Here is a 21,046-nt window from a genome sequence, read left to right as displayed (position 1 = left end):
GCAAAGGAAAGTCCATTGACAACTTGCGGCAAAATTCAGAAGCAAGCACCTGTCCAAAAACCTAGGGGGTTTTTGGACGATTACGGTGTGCGTCGAGAGGAGAACCTGAAGCCGGAATGCGTGACAAGGAGCGATCGATCGACGACTAGGTCACGATTTGCCTGTGGTCAACTTTCGGACTGGTGCAATTATTCAGACGAGCAAACTTCGTTACACGTTTGGTCTCGCCGGCGCCGATGGAAGGTGTAGCGATCATGGAAGCTGAAGGGCCTGCGGCAGGATTGCCGAGGCGGCGAGATCGTGACTTGTGGATAGCATGGACGGCCCCTTCGCTGCCCGCTTTTCCCAAGCACCCAGCCGTGGCTCATCAACCGCACCCCGCCCTTCGTCTCCATCTCGAAGATCAACCGACCGCAGCTCCGCTGCCTCCGGGCGAGCTTTCGCTGCAGCTGCTGAACGAAGCGTTTGCTCGCGCCACCGGTTGGCAACTTCAATATCAGGCTGGCATCCACACCGACAATGGTCAGCGCTGGAGCGCGCCGGTCACCGGTGCTACGCCCGAGACGACTGGCCGGCTGTCGCTCGTGCCCGTTGCCCCCATTTTTGATGGCCAGCAGGCAAGCAAAGCAGCCATCGAACTCGAAGCGGCTCGTCCGCTGGCGCTGGCGATCGCCAATCTGTTAGGCGAGGCGAATAAGCTCAAGCATGCCCTGTGGATGCGAGAGGCCGAGTTGGCCGCGGGTGTGCCCGTGTCTGTTCGTCCCGATGAACAGCAACACGTGGCCGAACGATTGCAGAGTGTGCTGCAAGGTGGTGCCGAAGCCATTCAATGCGAAGCGGCCGCTCTCTATCTGCTCGACGAAACGACCTCGTCTCTCAAGCTGCGAGCCATGTGGGGCTTGCCACAAGCCAAGTTGCTCGAACCCGCGCGCCCGTTGCGCGGCGCAGTAGCTGACCTGGAAGCCCTCGTTGGCCATGCCGTGGTGCTGGAAGACACTTCGCTGCTGCCTCACTGGCGTTGCCCGGAAGATGAGTATGGTGCGGCGATCTGCGTGCCAGTATCAACTTCTTCAACGCCACTCGGCACTCTGTGGATATTCAGCCGCACCCAGCGGGAGTTTAGTTCCTCGCAAACGAACCTGGCCGAGATCATCGCCGGACGTTTGGCTGCCGATCTCGAACGTGAAGTGCTCCTCACCGTCGGTGCTGCCGCCAAACAGAGCGATCGGCAACTCGAAGTGGCCGCTCGTTGGCAGCAAGATCGCTTGCCGAGCGTGGTGCCGCTGCTCACCGAATTCGAAGTCTCGGGCTGGACGCAGCAGGCCAAGAGCGTGGGTGGTGATTTTCACGATTGGACCGTGCTGCCCGATGGTCGCCTGGCGCTGGCCGTGGGCGATGCTCAAGGTGCGCAGTTGCAAGCTGGTTTGAATGCCGCTGCCGTGCAAGCTGCGATGCGAGCGCACACTGGCTATCGCCACACAGCGAGGGAACTGATCACGCGGCTCAACGATACGCTCTGGCAAGGTTCTGCCGGTGATCAGTTTGCCTCGTTTGGCTACGCGATCATCAACCCCGAAACGGGCGAAGCCGATCTGGCTCTAGCGGGCAAAGTGGCCGCACTCATCATTCGGCAGGACTCGCGCGAGATCTTTGCCGCTGACGGTGCGCCGCTAGGAACGGGTGTCGAACCACCACTCAAGCTGGCCAAGCTGATCCTCGATCCGGGCGAGTGCCTGGTGCTGCTTAGCGAAGGCGTGCGAGCTGCCACCGATCAGGCTGGCTTGCGAATTGGCGAAGCCGTGATGGCCGCCACGTTGCTGCGGCACTACAACGAGCCAGCAGAATCGCTGGCTGGTTGGCTCCGTCGCTTGCTGGAGCGAGCGGGATCGGGCGAGTTGGAAGACGACCGCACCGTGCTGATTTGCAAGCGACGCGGCAGTCCTACTTCACCGAAGAAATCCAAACGGAAGCGAAACTAGACTCAGCTAATTATTCGACTTCCGCGAGGAGTTCTTCCAGGGCGACGTCCGAGACTTCGCCGTGCGAGCATTCGATGTCATCCGTCGCCGTTGTGCTCACGACATTGCGGTTGAGCAGCAACAGTTCAGCGGCGTTTTCGTTTGGCAGGACGGCCATGCTCAAGTCGCCGCTGGTGTCCTCACCGGCCGAGTTGTTGCTCGACGAACTTGGCGCGGCAAACGGAACAACCGGAGCACTGTCATCGCTCTCGCTGGACTCGATCGCTTCGCCGCCGGAACCAATCGGGTTCTGATTCAGGAAGTTGATGACCAGCAAGGCGTCGAAGGCCGTGACCTTGTTATCGGAGAAGACGTCAAAGTAAGGGGGCGGGCCCTGTGGACCACCAGGAGGCGGCAGCACACCGCCCGTGAGTGTGATCGTGGGCGAGTTCAACTCGTTGATGATGATCAGCGCGTCGAAGGCCGTAATCGGATTGGCACCGGCGCTGTTATTCACATTCAGGTGATTTTCGGGGTTTCGCCACGGGAAGGCATTCGCCACGGTCGCTCCCAACACCAGATCGTAACTGCCAGTGGCTCCTGACTTGGCGGTCACTTCGACAAAGTAGTCTCCGGCAGTCGCCGCGACAAAGTTCATCGCCAGCGAGTCATCGTCGAACTTGGTAGTGCCAGTTTGGCCAATCGAATTGTTGCCCAGCAGCGTGTTGTCGCTTTCGTACAGCAAGGTCGTGCCATCGGCGGCAAAGATCTTGATGATGGTATCGATGGCAGGAGGAATGTCATCGCCATACAAGCCGGTGGCAATCGTTTGAGCGGTGAGCAAGTCGTTCGCGGCCAGCGTGACTTTATAGAGATCCTTTTGGCCACCCGTCGCGATCGTGGCACCCTTCACGGCGCCAACCTTGAAGCTGGCGTTACCAGAGGTCGTCGTAAGAGTCACCGCTTGAGCGGTCGCAGTAGTGGCGTGTGCGCTGGCCGTTTCAGCAACGGTGGCGATGGGAGCCGAATTCAGCCAACGTCCCATTTGCAACTTGGCAAGCGAGAGGGGCGAGAACTTGAAGGTCGGCGTGCCATCGAACACGGTGTTGCTGAAACCGAGTGCCGTCTGGCCAAACATGAAGTCTTGTAGCTGGGTGCCAGCCGTGTTGGCATAGTTGGCGCTGGTGATTTGCGAATACGAGAACGCGTCACTCGTACTCAAGCCTAAGCCGCGCCCTGCTTCCTGCGCGACATAGAACGTCAGAATGTTTTCCAAGTAACGCAGCTGATTGGCCCGCGTCATCGTCGAGAGATTGGTGCTGATCAGATTCGGAAAAACAAAGCCGATACTCGTTTCGTTGGCATTGAGCCAATCGAACGAACCCTGACCGAGCGGGCTGGTGAGCGCGCCGGGAACGCTACTAGGAATACGACCAACTTTGATCGTTTCGTAGCGAGTGTCGGAGGGGCGCGAGCCGGTCACGTTGATGGTCATGCCGGGAAATGCTGCCTGCACGCGCGAGACAATGTTTGCCTTCAGCACGGCAAGTTCACCACCGGCATTAATCGACAATTGTGGGATGTTGCCCGTCGCTACGGCGACTTCTTTCATCCGCTCGGTGAAGTCATCGGTGGGAGTAGCCGACTGGCCGAAATCGACAAAAATCGTGACCGGCGGGAGTGTCACCATGCTGCGATAGTTCACGGCGAACGTATCGGTGCCGCCGTAAGTCTGGCCAGCCAGCTGCACAATTTGCTGCTCGGTGAACTTCGACAGGTTCTCGCCGTAGGCTGTGTTCAGGCCCTCAATCACCAGGTTGGCGATGTGCGCTTGATAGACGGTGTGAGGCACGTTCGCTGCGTTCGTCGAGCCCACGGGATTGAAGTACAGGTTTGTCTTCGAATTGCCGGCTGCGTTGTCGAAGAGGCGGCCGCCTATGGTTCGCGTAGCGACCGGGGATTGAGCCGTGCCGAAAATCGTCTCGGACAGTTTCGCCAAATCGATCACGGGCGCGTGATACTTGGCCGCGATGGCCCGGATGCGAGTGTTGATCGTATTAATGACCGCAGTCACCAGCGCTCGCTTGCCTGGATCGGGGAACTCACTGACGGCATGCGGCGACACGCCCGGATCGGGAATTGTCGCGACGAGAGACTTGGTCGCCTCCGAGGTGAGTGTGGACACAGCTGCTTCAATATTGGACGTGATCGGAATCACCACGAACTGTTCGATTTCGGTGGCGTCAAAGGTGCCCAGATAAATCTTGGCGTAGGCATCTTTGAAGTCGTCGCTGCTGACGGTTGTGCGCGAGTTGGGTTGCAGGTCGACATTGCCGGCGATCAATACCGCGTGGCTTACATCGTTCGCCGAGAACTGATCGATGATGCCGATATCTTGAGCCTGCAGCAGCAGGTCGAGCGTCGATGTGCCGCTCACTGCCCAGTTGAAGGCCGTCCCCTGATCGCGAGCTTCGAATGGATTCTCAGCGGTGGGCAAGAAAGGTCCTAGCGGACCAAGATCCACTCCCCGCTGAACTCGCAGCAAATCGACCCAGTTCAGCGCGACGTTGGTTGTGCCATTCTGATCGAAATTCTGTCCCGCATACTCGTCGTCGCTCCACGAGTCGCCAGCGACCCCCAGGCCCGCGATCGCCATGACTTGGCGCAGCTCGAGGTCTTCAAAAACTAACCGGCGGGCCGACTTACGGTGGGTGCTGGCAGCTTTCGGTGTCCGCTCGGAACGAAATGGTGAAGGCATGGCTGGACTTGTGCTTTAAATCGTGGGGTGAGGCCGATTCCAGGATTGACTGTCTGGGAGCAAAGGCTGTTTCGCGGGCATCCAAGCGGGGGTGCGAAATTCAAGGCCGATCCCTTCCAGCTTATCCGGACCCGAAAAAAGTTGCGAGCAACTGGTCGCAAATCTTCATGAAAACGCTGGCATTTGCTCCGTGCGACCGGAATTTTCCTTAGGACGGGCGGGAATAATCTGGCGGCGGGAACCCGAATGGGGTCTCGTACCGGCTGTGTGTGGCAGTGAAAGCGACAAACCTGTCGCTTTTTCTTCCTTGCGTTCGCCAGAAAAGCGGATAGCTTAATAGCTGACCGTGGATGGGTTGCGGGCCGGGGTCTGTTCGGAACGTCACCGTTCTGACGCTGGCCAGCCTGCCAAAAGCCCCCTGTTTGATGCATTACCCTGCACGATTTCACCACTCGATTCGGCTTGGTGGACGGAGTTTAGTAGTATGAGCACGTCGTCGCCCAACTCTCCTGCTCCTGGCAATCCTCCCCGCGCTCGCGCGATTGCCTCGGCCCCGGTAGCTCAAGCGACCCCCGTTGCTCAGCAGGCAGCTGCCCCCCCACCCGAAGAAGAAGCCGCCGAAGAAGTCGCCGCCAGCGGGATGGGCACCGGCTTTTTCAACACCATGACCAGCTCCATCGTGAGCTTCGTGGTCCACTTCATCTTATTGATCATTATGGCCCTGATGGTGGTGGCACCACCTCCGGACAACAGCAAGTCCATAGCGGTGAAGTCGACTCCCACCCAAGAAGAGAAGGTCGAAGAGTTCGAAGAAGAGAAGGTAGAACTCGACCTGGAAAATACGGTTACGACCGAGCAAACGAACGTCGTCGCTCAGGTTGCTACCGAAATGACCGAAGCCGTCGAAACTCCCTCGCCTGCGATGGATGTTGATGCTGCTCCGATCGCTGTCGAACTCAGCGACTTCGGCGAGCAGACCGCTCCTAAAAATGACCTGATGGCGACGATTGGCTCCTTCACGGGTACCGGTGTCGCCGGTCGTGGTGAGGCCGCCCGCGGTGCCATGGTCGCGAAGGCCGGTGGTAACGACGCCAGTGAAGCAGCGGTTGCTGCGGCTTTGGAATGGCTTGCCAATCATCAGCTGCCGGACGGTGGCTGGAACTACGATCATCGCGTTGGCCCCTGTGCTGCTCGCTGCAATGGTGCGGGCAACCTGACCGACTGCCGAACTGGTGCCACCGCTCAAGCGTTGCTGCCGTTCCTCGGTGCCGGTCAAACGCACAAAACGGGCAAGTACAAGAAAAACGTCGAAGCCGGTCTGTACTTCCTCACTCAGCAGATGAAGGTCAAGCAGCAGATGGGTCTGCAATGCGGCGACTTGGCTCAAGGTGGCGGCAGCATGTACTCGCACGGTATGTCGGCGATCGTGCTTTGCGAAGCCTATGCCATGACCCACGACAAGGGCCTGATGATGCCCGCTCAATTGTCCCTCAATCACATCGTCTATGCCCAAGACCCCGTTGGTGGCGGTTGGCGTTATGCTCCCCGCACACCGGGCGATACCTCGGTTGTCGGTTGGCAGCTGATGGCTCTCAAGAGCGGTCACATGGCTTACCTGCAAGTTCCGCCAGGAACGATCGTCGGTGCCAACAAGTTCCTCGACTCCGTGATGAGCGATTACGCTTATTACGGCTACACCGATCCAGGTCGCGGTCAGGCCACCACAGCCATCGGCATTCTCTGCCGCATGTACTTGGGCTGGAAGAAAGACCACCCGGGCATCGAAAAGGGAATTCAGTACCTGAGCAACACCGGTCCTTCGCCGGGCAATATGTACTTCAACTACTACGCCACGCAGTGCATGCGTCACTACGAAGGCGAACTGTGGGACAAGTGGAACGTCAAGATGCGTGACTCGCTGATCGCCTCGCAAGAAAAGGCCAATCACCTGAAGGGTAGCTGGCTGATGAAGGGCGATCACGGCAGCGAACGTGGCGGTCGCCTCTACTGCACCTCGATGGGCTGCATGATCCTCGAAGTCTACTATCGCCACATGCCCATCTACGGCAAGAACGCCGCCGAAGACGAATTCCCGCTGTAGTCTTCCTTGTTCGGCCACCTCGACAAACCTCCAAGCCCCGCCCATCACGCGGGGCTTGCTCAGTTCTTGCCGCGACTTCCAATTCCCTACTCCCGCGAACTCTTCCCACCTCAATCGCGTCTTCACCCTCACGCCCCAATCCCGCGGAAATGATCTCATGCTAAGATAAAAACCATGCATAACTCGCCTCACCTGCCCGATCTGGCCGCTGCCGAAAAACTGGCTGCTGGCAAGAAGCTCGTCCCCGTTTATCGCCGTCTGCTGAGCGATTCGCTTACGCCCGTGAGTGCCTTTCAGCTGCTCGATCACGGCGGCTATGCCTCGCTGTTTGAAAGCGTCATCGGCGGCGAGAAAGTGGGCCGCTATACCTTCCTGGCCATGGATCCCTTTCTGTCGCTGACCGCGCGTGGTCAGCAGGTGACGATCAAAACCGCTGATCGCGAAGAAACGCTCACACTCGAGGATCCGCTCGTCGAGCTGCGCCGCCAGTTGGCACAATTCCCCGCTGCTCATTTGCCCGAGTTGCCCCCCTTCACCGGCGGCGCGATCGGCTACTGTGCCTACGACGTCGTTCGTTATGTCGAAACCAGCTTGAAGAATCCGCCGCAGGACGATCGCGAGCTTCCCGACCTGTGCTTTGGCCTGGTCGATCGCATGGTAGTCTTCGACAACGTCAACAAAACGCTCTACGTCATCGCGATGGCCCGGCTCGATCAATTCCCCGGCGACTTTGCCGCAGCCTATGCCGACGCCCAGGCCCGCGTCGACGAATGGGTCAACAAGCTCTCGCAGGCCGCCGCGCTGCCGCCGGTCGATATTCAGCCACTCAAGCAATTGAGTTTGCAGTTTCACTCGAACACGACGAAGCAGAAGTTCGAAGAGTCCGTGCGCAAGTGTGTCGAATACATCCGCGCCGGCGACATTTTTCAGGTCGTGCTTAGCCAGCGACTGCAGCTCGATTTGAACTGCGATCCGTTCGAGGTCTACCGCACACTGCGGGTCGTTAATCCGAGCCCATTCATGTTTTTCCTCCGCACGCCGGAGACGACCCTCGTCGGCAGCTCGCCCGAGATCATGTGCCGCGCCTTCGATGGCCTGGTGACCGTGCGGCCTCTCGCCGGCACGCGTCCCCGCGGCGAGACCGACGAAGCCGATCGCAAGCTGGCCGAAGAATTGATGGCCGATCCTAAGGAACGGGCCGAGCATGTGATGCTGGTCGACCTCGGCCGCAACGATGTGGGCCGCGTCGCTCGCTTCGGCAGCGTGAAACTGTCGGACGTGATGTGCATCGAGCGCTACAGCCACGTGATGCACATTACTTCGAATGTCACCGGCGAACTGCGGCCGGAACTCGATGCCTTCGATGCGCTCAAGGCTTGCTTGCCAGCGGGTACTGTGTCGGGCGCTCCCAAGGTTCGGGCGATGGAAATCATCGACGAGTTGGAGCCTCATCGCCGCGGCCCCTACGCGGGTGCCGTTGGTTACATCGACTATGCCGGCAACATGGACACCTGCATCGCCCTCCGCACGCTCGTGGTCCAAGGCAACCAGGCCTACGTGCAGGCCGGCGCGGGGATCGTGGCCGACAGTGACCCTGCCAGCGAGTATCAAGAGACGCTCAACAAAGCGCGCGGTCTGCTCTTCGCCATCGAGCTGACGCAAAAGCGCAAGGCATTTTCGTCGTAAGCTCTTGCAACCACTCTCAACCGTAGTCATCTCGCTCCGCCGAGATGAGCTACCCTTCGCGGTAAGGCAGTTTTCATCTCGACGGAGCGAGATGACTACCGACAGAACAACCAGGCCTACGTGCAGGCCGGCGCGGGCATCGTCGCCGACAGTGACCCAGCCAGTGAGTATCAAGAGACGCTCAACAAAGCACGCGGTCTGCTCTTCGCCATCGAGCTGACGCAAAAGCGCAAGGCATTTTCGTCGTAAGCTCTTGCAACCACTCTCAACCGTAGTCATCTCGCTCCGCCGAGATGACCACCGATGTGCCGTTCGGCAATCCAAGGTTGAATGATTCGCAGGCGAATTATCTTGCGTCCCATGCTGAAAAGGGAAATGATTGGTGGAACAGAAGAGGTCTTGAGATTCTCCGCCTGCGAATAGCGGCGGGTTTGCGACCTGCATATAAGGCGTGCTCCTATGCCCAAGCTTCTGGTAGTGGACGACTCGGCGGTCGATCGCAAGTTGATCGGCGGGCTGCTGGCTCAAGGCGGTCAGTTCGAAATCGAGTTCGCCGAGGATGTCTCGGCTGCCCTGCGCTACATCCAACACGTGCGGCCCGATTTGATCGTCGCCGACCTGCACATGCCCGACCGCAGCGGTCTCGAACTCGTCGCGGCGGTGCGCCTGGAACATCCGGGCGTGCCAGTGATTCTGGTGACCGGTCATGGCCGCGAATCGCTGTCCGCCGAAGCATTGCAGTACGGCGCGGCCGGCTACGTCCCCAAAACCTTGCTGCCGCAGCGACTCCTCGAATTGGTTAACGAAACGCTCGAGCTTGGCCGCAGCGACAAATCGTACGAGCGGCTCATTTCGTGCCTGCGGGGCTGCGAGTTTCGCTTCCGGTTGCCAAACGACCTGACCCTCATCGATCCGCTGGTCGATCTGGTGCTGCAGATGTCGAGCGGCATGGATCTGACCGATCCCACGGGCCGCTATCGCATTGGCGCGGCGATCAAAGAGGGTCTGCTTAACGCGGTCGTGCGCGGCAACCTGGAGTTCTGCGCGGCGGAACTGCGCGACTCTCACATCGCGGCCAGCGATCCCAAGCTGATGCAAAAGGTGTCGTCGCGTGCTCAACAAAAGCCCTTTCAGGATCGCGTAGTGGACGTGCGGGTGAACATGCTGACCGATCGAGCGGAAATCGTCATTCGCGATGAGGGCTCCGGCTTCGCGTGGCAATCGGCGATCACCGCGGCCCGCAATGTCGACGCGCTGGGCAAAGCCACCAGTCGCGGCCTCGTGTTGATGCAAGCTTTCATGGATGAGGTTCACTACAACCAGGCCGGCAACGAACTAACACTCGTCAAGCGGACCGAAGCGCGAGCAGCGACTGCGTAACTCCTACCGACGAAACACTCGTGAGAACGGCTCCACAATCGCCTGATCGCGCGTGCCATCCAGTACGGCGAACGTCACGTGCTGAAAACGCTGGCGGAAACGAGCATCGTGGCACAGGGCCGCGTGAAAGATGTTGGCGATCGACTTGGGGTCGTTCTGAAACACTCCGCAGCCCCAAGCACCGAGAATCAGGTTCTGGTAACCGAGATGGGCGGCCAAGGCGAGAACTTTGTTTGTCCGCTCGACCATCTTCGGCAAGATCTGCTCCGTCGCGTGCGGTTCATTATTGCGCATGGCACCCGCATTGACGGCCGGAGCGGTGATCATGCTCAGCGAGTAGGGCTCGACCAATAGCTGGCCATCATCGTCGCGAAAGACAGGCACGTCGGGACTGACGATCATGTGATCGGTGTAGATCGCCGACCGCTGATTGCGATTCGCATTGTAGTAGTCGGATTGCGTCAGCAGCGAAGGATACAAGCCCGAAGATCGCGCCAGGCTCTCTTCCTGGGCCTGACTCCCGCCGAGAAATCCGCCACCGGGGTTTCGCGCCGAAGCAAAGTTCAAGCAGAGAGTCGACGACAACTGCTGCTCGACCACCAACCGCTGCGCTGCACCCAGCGACGTTTCGTTCCGGACGTCGAAGATCGTCTCGACGGGCTCCGTTGTTGGCCCGAGCTGGGCGACGAGTTGTTCCAGTTCCGCTGGCCGATGCAACGTCGTCCGGGCGAGACAACTTTGCATGGCCGCCGAGATATCCACCCGCTTGCCCCCTGACGTTTCATACCAACCGCGCTCGGCGATCAGCACTGTTTCTTGCCCTTGCTGGGCTCGTGTTCCACGACTCATTGTTCATTGCCTTCTTGCTTGCGCAGTTCATTGCGCACTTCCATCAATATTCTCCCGAGCCAGTTCTGTCCGCTGCGGCTCTTACCCGCGCCCCAAAAGGTGTCACCGGGTGTGATTTCCATTAACTCTTCGATGGCTGTATCGAGTAGCAATTGCCGCAGGGCCGGATGCGTCGCAAACTTCTGCCGCACTGCGGCGCGCATGATGTCCAGCTTGACAGCTTCCCAATCAGATCGCAGTACAACCTTGCGACTGCGCCCCAGCTGCTTTGCCACCGCCGGCTTCGCGGCCAGACGGATCTTTTCGGCATACTCGGTACCCGGAAACTTCATGGCTTGGAAATAATGCTCAACCGTTGGATACGAGAGCCCTGCCATCTCGATCCCATGCGGCGAGAAATTCGAAAACTCGGCATAGGATGCGGTCCTGGAATAAAACTCAATCGCCATCGTTTGCACTCCTATCGAATCTCCGCGCCCGCTTGTCTCATCTCTTCGAACGCTCGTTCGCAATCACCCGCGATCTGCTCCACGCCACGACAACCAGCCGAGATCACAACCACGCGAAAGCCAAGGCGCAATGCATCTAGCGCTGTGGCCCGCACGCAGTAGTCAGTGGCTAGGCCCAGCACGTGAACTTCCTCGACGCCTCGTTCACGCAAGTAGGCTTCCAAGCCGGTGCTGTGCGCGCGAGCGTTGTCAAAGAAGCCGCTGTAGCTATCGAACTCGCGATCAATTCCTTTCTGAATGACCTGGTCGATCTCGGCCACGCTCAAGCCTGGTGCCAACTCAGCACCGCGCGTGTGCTGCACACAGTGATCGGGCCAAAGGATCTGCTGATGGCTACTTTGATTGGGAAGTGGCAGCGTGATCTGGTCGAACACACGCTGGCCCGCGTGCTGACTGGCGAACGACCGATGATCGGCAGGATGCCAATCCTGAGTCGCGACGACCAGGTCGTACTGCGACAGATGGGCATTGGCCACCGGAATCACTTCCTCGCCGTGTGCTACCGCCAACGCGCCGCCGGGCAGAAAGTCGTTCTGAATGTCGATCAACAAGAGTGCCTTCATCGCACAGCTTCCTTAGATTTCGAAATGCGTTCCTTGCCGCACCAGGCGGTCGTAGGCCTTTTTGTCGAAGCGATAGAGCCGCGCAGCTCGGTGCGCGACATCTTTCTCGATCTCGCTGGTTTCTTTGATGACCCCCATGCTCAACACCTTCTTGCGAAAGTTGCGCTTGTCGAGCTCGCGCCCCAGAATCACTTCGTACAGGTGCTGCAATTGCCGCAGCGTGAATCGCTCGGGGAGCAACTCGAAACCAATGGGCTGGTAACGCACCTTGCCACGCAGGCGAGCCAGGGCCGTTTGCAGGATTTCGCCGTGATCGAAGGCTAGTCGTGGCAAGTCGTTGACCGAGAACCACGCCGCATTGCGGGCATCGGAAGCTGCCCGCACATCGTGCCCGGCGAGATTCACCAGGGCGTAGTAGGCAACCGTCACTACCCGCTCGCGCGGATCGCGGTGCACTTCGCCAAACGTGAACAGCTGCTCCAGATAGATATCCTTGAGCCCCGTTTCTTCATGCAGTTCGCGGGCGGCGGCAACTTCGAGCGCTTCATCGACATTGACGAAGCCCCCGGGCAACGCCCAGGTTCCCGCATAGGGTTCGCCATCGCGTTCAATGAGCATCACCTGCAACTCTTCGTCGTCCAAGGCAAAGACGACAATATCCACCGTCAGGGCCCCGCGGGCATATTGGTACGTGTACGTCACGCCGATCTCCTTAGTGTTCTATTTACACTAGTGTTGTGTCCAAACGACACTAAGTCAAGCTTTCAGGTTCGCGCGGTGCAAGTAAATGTCTCGGGCCCTGGTGTCGAGAGTCGATGGCGAGTGAAGCGAGCTCGAATGGCTGAATCGCTCTTCGCCAAAGTCTCACCGACCCCCTTAGCGGCTCACAACCCGCTCCAAGAAGCGACCCGCTGAACACCCCCCCGCTCAATCGCTTTGATAACTTTTTGTCGCGTTTTTTCGCATTGGCCAACCTCATCTAAGTGCTTTGTTTTGAATGTGTTGAAATCGGTTATTGTCTTCTATGTCGCGTTTTCTTGATAACCATTTGAAAACCACCGTCTGGCGGGGGTGTTTCCGGGTCTCTGGTTATCACGACCCGATAGCCGCCAAACTCCAAGGGAGACCAATCTTCCGTAACCTACTGCCAGCCTTCGCGACAATCGCCACACCGCTGCGCAGCAAGCCGTTACCCTACTGCGCGCACGGCGACAACGAAGCGATCGAATGGAAAATCGACCTTCGCGGCAGCTGTCACTATTGCGGAAATTATTCCGACATGATGATCTATTGTCAATGAAGTAATTGGCACAAAAGACGGGGTCGGCGAGTCTTTGGCGAGCACCGACTCAGCCACTGCTCAGGACATCGCTCGCCATCGACTCCCGACCCCTACCACGCTGGTGCTCCATCTCGGGCCTGCCACACGCAGCCCCAAATCTCAGCCTTGCCGGCTGGTCAGCAGCAACGATGTGCGCTCGTCGGCGAGCGGCGCGCTGAGCCCCACCGGATAGATGTGCGGATTCAGCAATCGCCGCGAGGTCGGATGCAACTTCGCAATCTGCTGCTTTGCTCGCTCGCGGATGGTCGTCAGCGAGTCTGGCTGGCCCACTGGCTGCCCCCCTCGCAGCACGGGCACCAGTAGATCCTCCGTCGAGCAGTCGGCGGGCAGGTGCTTATGACGATGCGGATCGGTCAAATCCACGATCGTTCGGCCGGGTGCTTCGGCGGCCAGTTCGTTGAAGAGCATATCGCCGGCAAAATGGCCTGCCGTTTGGAAGCGGCGGACTTGCAGGATGCCGGGGATGCTGGCCTTGGCCATTTGCTCCGAGACCTTCAGCTTGGGCAGCCAGGTACCGTCTTCGCACTGCAAGGCACCCAATTTGTAGACGCCACCCAGGGCGGGTTGGTCGTAGGCGGTGATCATCTTTGTCCCCACGCCCCAGACCGAAATCTGGGCACCTTGCTGCCGCAGGCTTTCGATGATGTGCTCGTCGAGATCGTTCGAAGCGAGAATCGCAGCCTGGGGGAAGCCAGCGGCATCGAGCAGTTTGCGAGCTTCGATGCTGAGGTAGGCGAGGTCGCCAGAGTCGAGCCGAATGCCCACCAACTCGTGTCCGCGCTCGCGCAGTTTCAGCCCCACGTGAATCGCCTTCTTCACCCCTTCGAGCGTGTTGTAGGTATCCACCAGAAAGACACAGTTGTTGGGCAGCGCGGCCGCATACTGCTCGAACGATTCGAGTTCGCTATCGAACGACATCACCCAGCTATGGGCATGGGTGCCGCGCACCGGAATGCCGAACATTTTTCCTGCCAGCACGTTCGAAGTGCCCGTACACCCTCCGATGTAGGCTGCCCGGCTGGCCGACAGCCCGCCATCGATCCCCTGTGCTCGTCGCAGGCCGAACTCAATCACCGGCAAATCGCCGGCCGCCTGCACCACCCGCGCGGCCTTCGTGGCAATCAGCGTTTGAAAATTGACGATGGTCAGCAAGGCCGTTTCGAGCAACTGGCACTGCAAGATGGGCCCACTCACGCGCAGCAGCGGTTCGTGACCAAACGCGAGCGTCCCTTCGGGCAGGGCGTCGATATCGCACGAGAAGCGCAGCTGCCCCAAGTACGCCAGAAACGCGGGCTCGAACAGCGGAGCATCATCATTGCCGCGCAACGTCGCCAGGTATTCGAGATCGCTCGCCTCGAAGCGCAGATTCTGAATAAAGTCGAGCGCCGGCTGTAGCCCGGCGGCAATCGCATAGCCGCCGTCGAACGGCAGGCTGCGAAAGAACAGGTGAAACACGGCTCGCTGCTCGTGCCGCCGCAACTTCCAATAGCCATACGACATGGTCAGTTGATACAGGTCTGTCAGCAGGGCCAGCGAGGGGTTCGCTGGTCGAAGATTCGAGTCGTTCATCAGCGGCTCCTTGTTAGTGTAATTATTACACTAAGTTATTCGCTGGGCAAGTCGGAATCTTGGATTTCCTGGCAATGCCGCAAGACAGTGGCCGGCTCTCGCGGTATTCTCGGCTGCATGCCAGAACTCAACAACCTTCCCTGCTGTGGTCCCACCGAGACGGTCCACGTCAAGCAGTTGCCGCATCTCTACGGCTTCGATTTCGATCTGCACACCTGCCTGGGCTGCGGGCGAGCCTGGGTCTATGCCCTCTCCACTGGCTTTGGCAGTGGCCGCTGGGAATGGGTCTCCGAATCCGAAGCCCAAACGATGCTGCACGCCAATCAAGAAGAATACGAAGAGTTCATGCGCGAGTGGGCCCAGCGGTTTGATGCGTAGAATTCACCGCCCAAAACGCACCACGACGACGCGGCCGGGATAGGCAGCTTGCTGCAACTCGTTTTCCATCCAGCCCAGCACGCGGTCTTCGCTGCCGCCGCCCGAGCCAGCACCAATGAGCGGGAAGGCGATCGATTGATAGTTCTGCGCGGTTGCAAGTTGCAGAGCACTGCGAACCGAACGACGAACCGAGTACTCGGAAGATCGCCACAGGAGATTGATACCGGCGACGTGAATGATGGCACGAAACGGGAGCTTGCCAGCCGAGGTTTCGACAGCCTCACCGAGCGGAATCATTCCGTGTCGTGCCAGCTCACGAAAGGGCTGAGTGCCGCCGCGGCGCTTGATCGCCCCCGATACACCCTGCGGCAGTAACAGCCACCACGGGATGAAATTGCGATTCCAGGCGTTGACGATGACGTCGACCTGTTGATCGAGCAAGTCGCCGGTGACGACTGAGTAATTCGTTGTTGAACCGCAAGGCATCGCTGGCTTAGTTCCCTGCCGCCTTCGCCTGAGCGGCGAGCAGTTGATGAACTGGGGAGCGGGCAGCGAACGTGCGAGGCTTGACCGTTTGGCGGGGACGGAAGCCCTGCACGAGTGGCGGTGGTGGCGTACTGCCAAGACTCACCAGTTCTGGAAATTCAACCAGCGCGGCTTTCATGTCGGCCAGCAAGGCTCGAGGCTTCTCCTGGCGAATCGGGAATTCGGCCCGTGACTTGGGAAAATCCGTCTGGGGAAATTCGAAGTGGCAGATCACTTGATCGCCATCAATCTGAGTTTCGCCACCGTACGTAGCCACCGGACTGAGCTTGCCCGACGTGTCCTCCAAAAGGACGATTAGTCGCTGTTGCACGGCGTAAGCGAAGGGGCGTTGATGGCAGGAGTCGCGAATCTGCCGGATCTCGATTTGTCCCTGCTGGTCGCCGCGAATCAAGTCTTCGATCGCGAACGTGTAGCTGTCATTCGAATTTACAGCAACTATTTTTCCGATCGCGATTACTTTTGCCCTGCCGATGATTTCCAGTAGATTCGGCCGGGGAAGCTTATCGAGCGCCAGCGCACCCCGAGCTTGACCGAAGTGCGCCGTGAGCAAGCAGGCAATCGCCACAATCAAGGTATTGGCTCGGCGCGGAGTAGGCATTTGTCGCCTTTGAGCGAGTGGTGCGCGGCTATAATGAGGGGATGCTTGAGTGATTGTCGGACACCGCGCAAGGCTTCGCAACTTATTTGCCAGAAAGTCTCACAGCGTCTTGATTTGCCGCAAACGCGACTAAAATTAGAGGTGTCTGCTTTACTCGTCCCGCGCACGGGTGTAACTTTTTTCGAGCAGAAAAACTATTCCTTGTCTAATCTGCGCTGGTGGCGGGGCGGCGGAATGTCGTTAGCGCGCTGGCTAGTGCAGGTTTTTGCTGCTGACCATGCGGAACATGGTCGAAAAGGAGGAGAAGCGGATCGCGCCTGACAGGCTGCGTGAGCCAAGTAACTTTGCTGTCACTGGGCTGCACGTATTCCTCTGTAGGAGATAACACCGGCAAGCGGTTGCTGGTTCCGCCACACGCCATGGCCAAACTGAGCGTTGATAACTTTTTGGATTTCGTCGAGCGTAGCAAGCTGGCCGATGCCGATCAGCTGGCGAAGTCGCTGGAGAAGATCCGCGCTCAGAACGCAGGCAATCTGCCCGACGATGCCGATCGTCTTGCCGAGTCCCTCATCGACGCCGGCCTGATCACTAAGTGGCATGTCGATAAGCTGATGGATAAGAAGTACAAGGGCTTCATCCTCGGCAAGTACAAGCTGCTGCGATTGCTCGGCAGCGGTGGTATGAGCACCGTCTATCTGGGCGAACACACGCTCATGCACCGGCTGCGCGCCATCAAGGTGCTGCCCAAGGGGCGCGTGAACGATTCTTCTTACCTGGCGCGCTTCATTCGCGAGGCGCAAGCGACCGCCTCGCTCGATCACCCCAACATCGTCAAGGCGTACGACATCGATAACGATGGCGACACGCACTACCTGGTGATGGAATACATCGAAGGGCGCGACCTGCAAAACATTGTGAAGCAGGAAGGTCCGCTGCCGCTGGAAGTCGCCTGCAACTACATTGCCCAGGCCGCCGATGGCTTCCAGTACTCGCACGAGAACGGCCTGATCCATCGCGACGTTAAACCCGCAAACCTGCTGATCGATACCAAGGGGCAGGTGAAAATTCTCGACCTGGGGCTGGCGTTGCTCGCCGACGAAGAACGCTCGTCGCTGACCGTCGCCCACAACGAAAACGTCCTGGGTACCGCCGACTATCTGTCGCCCGAGCAGGCCCGCAACAGCCATACCGTCGATTCGCGAGCCGATATCTACAGCCTGGGTTGCACGCTGTACTACGCTCTCAGCGGGCACGCTCCGTTCACCGATGGCTCGCTCGCCCAACGCATTGCCAAGCATCAAACGCAGATGCCCGAAGATATTCGCAAGGAGCGGGCGGAAGTTCCCCGCGATCTGGCCGATATCTGCTGGAAGATGATCCAGAAGCGGCCCGAACGGCGTTACGCCAAGATGAAGGACGTTTCGGACGCTCTCAAGGGCTGGCTGACGAGCCGTGGGTTTGAGTTTACTCCCGCGAGCGGCGCAGCGGGCCTCAAGTCGATGAACGGGACTGGTGGCGGCGGTGGCTCCTCGAAGCTGATTAAGCGTCCTGCTAGTGGCAGCGGGGTGAAACGCATTCCGGGCGTTGGCGAAGATACCGTCTCCGACAAGCAGCGCCAGGAAACAATGAAAGGGTTGGGCTCGGCCCTCGGCAGTGGCAAAGAGAGCGGCAGCAGCAAGTCGCTTCCCAAGGCCACGCAGCGTTTGCCGATGGCGAAATCGCTCGATGCTCCGGCCACCAAACCAACCGAAGCCAAGCCTGCGGGCGAAGCTAAATCTGCCGAAACAAAGCCAGCCGACAGCAAGCCCGGCAGCGACCTGAAGTTCTCTGGGGTCAATAAGCCAGCGCCGGGTAGCGGCAAGAAGTCGGGCACGCCGTTCAACTTCAACGTAGCAGGCGCGCCGAAGGCAACCTCCAGCGCTGCGTTCCCCGCCGTAACGCTCTCGAAGACACCCAGTGGCGCACAGCCTGTTAGTCCCAAAGCGGCTGCACCAGCGCCAGCCAAGAGTTCCTCGCCAGCGCTCGCCAAAGGTGCTCAGTCCAGCAAGATCAATCTACCTGCCGCTGGCGCTGCAGTTTCGCCCACAGCGGAAGTCACCAAGGCTGCCAGCAAGCTGCCGCTGGCGTGGATCATCGGCGGCATTGCAGCGCTCGTACTTGTGTTGGGTATTAGTGTCGGCGTGATGATGTCGCTGGGCTCGGGCGGCAAGTCCAAGCAGCCTGCAGTAGAAAACAAACAGACTTCGCCGGATAAAAAAGGAACGAAGCCGAGCAAATCCGCGCCGCGCAAAGGCAAAACCAACGCGCCCGACAGCGAGAGCACGATTTAGCGAGTGCCTTGACTGCGAAACCGGCCAATTTCACTCAGTATTAATTTGTCTCTAGTTCGTTAATATGCTGCGATATCAATTCGCCCCAAAAAGCCTCACTGGACATGTCAAGAGGCGCTTTTAAAAAAACGTAAGTCGCTACCTAGAAGCCACTTACGAATCTTGCTTGAATCTGGCTCGGTTTGGCTCGTAGGATAGGTGTGTGGGAATCACCCGCGGCATTTGAGCCAGAGGCCTGTGTGACAGGCCAGGAACGGCAAAACGACCCGCCAGCAGGACGCGAATTGTGCGGCAGATGCACGCTGGAGCCCGTTTCATTTCGAGTAGGTTGCTTCCATGTCTCGCCGCGTTGAACTTAATCTGAAAGCTCCCGCCCCCGCCAAGAACAACACGGGGCGCGTCGCGTCTCGCCGCGTTGCTGGCGCTGGCAAAGGCGCGCGGATTGCCGGTTCGCCCGTTCGTGGCCCGTACATGCCGCCCGAACGCTGGTACGAGCCGAGCGAAGATCACGACGGCGACTACAACGTCATTCATCAGGCTCCGGGTAGTGGCTATCGCCACATCCTGGCCGAAGCTGAGATTCGCGAGCGCCTGTCGCTGCTGCCTGCCTGGATGGTAAAGCCACTGCAAGTGGTGCAGCTCAGCCAGATGACGCGCAAGAAGCGGCGAGCTCCTTGCTACGGCATGCAGTGGGGAAACACGATCTATCTGTATCCGATCGAGCAGAACCTGGTCGAGAATTTTGCTCGGGCACCCAAGCCGGCGCAGTTAATCGAAGCCAAAATGTTCGGAGCTCGCTGGGAGCGGATCTCGTCCTCGTCGTGGAACCTGGTTTGGAGCGAAGACACCATTCGCGACTTCTATCTCAACAACGTGTTGATTCACGAGTTGGGACACATTCTCGACGAGCGGAACACGCGTTCGATCGACCGCGAACGGTACGCCGAGTGGTTCGCCCTCGAGTACGGCTATAAGCCTTCGCGCCGCAAGGTACACGCCGAGCGGGCCGCTGCCCTGTATAGCGGCGAAGCATCGTAAGCAGTTCGCCGCCCAAGGGCGAATTCGTTACGCCACGATCTCGCGGATGACTCTCCCCGCGACATCGGTCAGGCGGAAATCTCGCCCGGCGTAACGATACGTCAGCTTTTCGTGGTCGAAGCCCAGCAGGTGCAGCATGGTGGCATGCAAATCGTGTACGCTCGTGGGGTTCTCCACAGCCTTGAAGCCGAACTCGTCGGTCGCACCGTAAGCCTGACCGCCTTTGATGCCGCCGCCAGCGAGCCACACGCTGAAGCCGTAGTGGTTGTGATCGCGGCCGAGTTTCGCTTTGCCATCGCCGCCCAGTTCTACCGTCGGTGTGCGACCAAACTCGCCGCCCCACATCACCAGCGTATCTTCGAACATGCCCAGCCGTTTCAAATCGGCAATCATGGCCGCAATCGGCTGATCGATTTCACCCGCCAGCCGGCGATGATTCCCCGCGATGTTGTCGTGGTTGTCCCAGGGCTGACCCGCGCCATGCCATAGTTGCACGTAGCGAACGCCGCGTTCCAGCAATCGCCGCGCGATCAGTGTTTGCCGGCCGTGTACGCTATGGCCATAAGCCTCGCGGGTCTCTTTGGTTTCGCGATCGAGATCGAAGGCATCGGCCGCTTCGGTCTGCATCCGAAACGCGAGTTCGAACGTTTGAATGCGGGCTTCCAACCGCGAGTCGGGGCGCGACGCGCGATGCTCGGCATTCAACTGCGCGAGCAGATCGAGTTGTCGCCGCTGCGTGGCAGTGCTCGCGTGCGGGTGCGCGATGTTCTCGATCAGCTTGGCCAACTGCTGATGTTTGGAATCGATAAAGGTTCCCTGGAATGTGCCGGGCAAAAAGGCGGACTGCCAGTTCTCGGAATCTTTGATCGGCAGGCCGCCGGGACACATCGCGAGAAAGCCGGGCAAGTTCTGATTCTCGGTTCCGAGGCCATACAAGACCCACGCGCCGACACTCGGCCGCGGCTGCACCGAATCGCCACAATTCATCAGCATCAGCGACGGCTCATGATTCGGCACCTGCGCGTACATCGACCGAATCACAGCAATGTCGTCTGCATGGGCGGCCGTCTTCCCAAAAATCTCGCTGATCTCCAGTCCACTCTGACCGTACTTCTGGAACTTGAAGGGCGAAGGAAACGCCGCCCCCGTCTTGCGCTCGGTGAGTAACGTCTCGGGCAATGTTTGCCCGGCGTACTTTTCCAACGCCGGCTTGGGATCAAACGTATCGACGTGTGATGGCCCGCCATTCAAGAAAAAGTGAATCACCCGCTTCGCCTTGCCGGCAAAATGCGGTGCCCGCGGCGCGAGTGGCCCAGTCGCTTCTGCCGCGACCGCGGGCGATCCGTTCTCGCCAAGCAAACTAGCCAGCCCGAGCGCTCCGAAGCCCAGCCCGCTCCGCTGCAGCACCTCGCGGCGTGTCAAACTTGCGAATGGATTCATG

17 protein-coding genes and 1 pseudogene are annotated in these 21,046 nt (G+C 59.2%); 9 read left to right on the top strand and 9 right to left on the bottom strand.

Features of this window, described 5'->3' with window-relative positions; translation table 11 throughout:
* Nucleotides 1-254 precede the first annotated feature (254 nt).
* Nucleotides 255-1,979: a PP2C family protein-serine/threonine phosphatase gene (locus NA78x_RS29435; protein WP_425615952.1), complete on the top strand. Its 1,725-nt coding sequence runs from the start codon at nucleotides 255-257 to the stop codon at nucleotides 1,977-1,979.
* A gap of 10 nt (nucleotides 1,980-1,989) precedes the next feature.
* Here the strand turns inward: NA78x_RS29435 and NA78x_RS29430 are convergent, their stop codons facing one another.
* The gene (locus tag NA78x_RS29430; protein ID WP_425615951.1) at nucleotides 1,990-4,716 is read right to left on the bottom strand and encodes a dockerin type I domain-containing protein; all 2,727 of its coding nucleotides are present in this window, start codon (nucleotides 4,714-4,716) and stop codon (nucleotides 1,990-1,992) included.
* A 484-nt stretch (nucleotides 4,717-5,200) separates the two neighbouring features.
* On the opposite strand from NA78x_RS29430, the gene NA78x_RS29425 reads away from it, so the two are divergent.
* The 4 genes and pseudogenes from NA78x_RS29425 (at nucleotide 5,201) to NA78x_RS29410 (ending at nucleotide 9,883) form a co-directional block, all read left to right on the top strand.
* Nucleotides 5,201-6,817, top strand: a complete 1,617-nt coding sequence (locus tag NA78x_RS29425) for a prenyltransferase/squalene oxidase repeat-containing protein (RefSeq protein ID WP_425615950.1) — start codon at nucleotides 5,201-5,203, stop codon at nucleotides 6,815-6,817.
* A 174-nt stretch (nucleotides 6,818-6,991) separates the two neighbouring features.
* Nucleotides 6,992-8,503, top strand: a complete 1,512-nt coding sequence (trpE, locus tag NA78x_RS29420) for an anthranilate synthase component I (protein WP_425615949.1) — start codon at nucleotides 6,992-6,994, stop codon at nucleotides 8,501-8,503.
* A gap of 102 nt (nucleotides 8,504-8,605) precedes the next feature.
* Nucleotides 8,606-8,752, top strand: a pseudogene (locus NA78x_RS29415) (chorismate-binding protein); the annotation flags it as partial.
* A gap of 210 nt (nucleotides 8,753-8,962) precedes the next feature.
* Nucleotides 8,963-9,883 (top strand): response regulator, encoded by a 921-nt coding sequence (locus NA78x_RS29410; protein ID WP_425615948.1) that lies wholly within the window; start codon nucleotides 8,963-8,965, stop codon nucleotides 9,881-9,883.
* A 3-nt stretch (nucleotides 9,884-9,886) separates the two neighbouring features.
* Here NA78x_RS29410 and NA78x_RS29405 read toward each other — a convergent pair whose 3' ends face one another.
* From NA78x_RS29405 to NA78x_RS29390, 4 genes are read right to left on the bottom strand one after another with little or no spacing between them, the layout of a single operon-like run.
* A complete protein-coding gene (locus tag NA78x_RS29405; protein WP_425615947.1) occupies nucleotides 9,887-10,732 on the bottom strand; it encodes a TIGR02452 family protein in 846 nt (281 codons plus the stop codon).
* Complete coding sequence (locus NA78x_RS29400) at nucleotides 10,729-11,181, bottom strand: NADAR family protein (protein WP_425615946.1); 453 nt, start codon at nucleotides 11,179-11,181, stop codon at nucleotides 10,729-10,731. Before NA78x_RS29400 ends, NA78x_RS29405 begins: the two co-directional genes overlap by 4 nt.
* Nucleotides 11,182-11,192: 11 nt before the next feature.
* The gene (gene pncA / locus NA78x_RS29395) at nucleotides 11,193-11,804 is read right to left on the bottom strand and encodes a bifunctional nicotinamidase/pyrazinamidase (protein WP_425615945.1); all 612 of its coding nucleotides are present in this window, start codon (nucleotides 11,802-11,804) and stop codon (nucleotides 11,193-11,195) included.
* A 12-nt stretch (nucleotides 11,805-11,816) separates the two neighbouring features.
* Nucleotides 11,817-12,506, bottom strand: coding sequence for an NrtR DNA-binding winged helix domain-containing protein (locus NA78x_RS29390; protein ID WP_425615944.1), 690 nt, complete (start codon nucleotides 12,504-12,506; stop codon nucleotides 11,817-11,819).
* 322 nt (nucleotides 12,507-12,828) lie between these two features.
* On the opposite strand from NA78x_RS29390, the gene NA78x_RS29385 reads away from it, so the two are divergent.
* A complete protein-coding gene (locus NA78x_RS29385) occupies nucleotides 12,829-13,104 on the top strand; it encodes a hypothetical protein (RefSeq protein ID WP_425615943.1) in 276 nt (91 codons plus the stop codon).
* A gap of 141 nt (nucleotides 13,105-13,245) precedes the next feature.
* Here NA78x_RS29385 and NA78x_RS29380 read toward each other — a convergent pair whose 3' ends face one another.
* Nucleotides 13,246-14,715 (bottom strand): nicotinate phosphoribosyltransferase, encoded by a 1,470-nt coding sequence (locus NA78x_RS29380; protein WP_425615942.1) that lies wholly within the window; start codon nucleotides 14,713-14,715, stop codon nucleotides 13,246-13,248.
* 117 nt (nucleotides 14,716-14,832) lie between these two features.
* Between NA78x_RS29380 and NA78x_RS29375 the strand changes: the two genes are divergently transcribed.
* Nucleotides 14,833-15,093 carry a hypothetical protein gene (locus tag NA78x_RS29375; protein ID WP_425615941.1) on the top strand — a complete coding sequence of 87 codons (261 nt, stop codon included), beginning with the start codon at nucleotides 14,833-14,835 and terminating at the stop codon, nucleotides 15,091-15,093.
* A gap of 3 nt (nucleotides 15,094-15,096) precedes the next feature.
* Here NA78x_RS29375 and NA78x_RS29370 read toward each other — a convergent pair whose 3' ends face one another.
* Both NA78x_RS29370 and NA78x_RS29365 read right to left on the bottom strand, forming a co-directional pair.
* Nucleotides 15,097-15,579: a macro domain-containing protein gene (locus NA78x_RS29370; protein WP_425615940.1), complete on the bottom strand. Its 483-nt coding sequence runs from the start codon at nucleotides 15,577-15,579 to the stop codon at nucleotides 15,097-15,099.
* A 7-nt stretch (nucleotides 15,580-15,586) separates the two neighbouring features.
* Nucleotides 15,587-16,237, bottom strand: coding sequence for a hypothetical protein (locus tag NA78x_RS29365; RefSeq protein ID WP_425615939.1), 651 nt, complete (start codon nucleotides 16,235-16,237; stop codon nucleotides 15,587-15,589).
* 329 nt (nucleotides 16,238-16,566) lie between these two features.
* Here NA78x_RS29365 and NA78x_RS29360 point away from each other — a divergent pair, with 329 nt between their 5' ends.
* A complete protein-coding gene (locus NA78x_RS29360; RefSeq protein WP_425615938.1) occupies nucleotides 16,567-18,567 on the top strand; it encodes a serine/threonine protein kinase in 2,001 nt (666 codons plus the stop codon).
* A 336-nt stretch (nucleotides 18,568-18,903) separates the two neighbouring features.
* Nucleotides 18,904-19,605, top strand: a complete 702-nt coding sequence (locus NA78x_RS29355) for a hypothetical protein (RefSeq protein ID WP_425615937.1) — start codon at nucleotides 18,904-18,906, stop codon at nucleotides 19,603-19,605.
* Between the two features lie 27 nt (nucleotides 19,606-19,632).
* On the opposite strand, the gene NA78x_RS29350 is transcribed toward NA78x_RS29355, so the two are convergent.
* A complete protein-coding gene (locus tag NA78x_RS29350) occupies nucleotides 19,633-21,045 on the bottom strand; it encodes a DUF1501 domain-containing protein (protein WP_425615936.1) in 1,413 nt (470 codons plus the stop codon).
* Nucleotide 21,046: the final 1 nt, after the last annotated feature.

The sequence above is a fragment of the Anatilimnocola aquadivae genome, from assembly GCF_049819085.1.
Taxonomy (GTDB): Bacteria; Planctomycetota; Planctomycetia; order Pirellulales; family Pirellulaceae; genus Anatilimnocola.
This window is presented reverse-complemented; position numbering and strand designations above follow the sequence as displayed.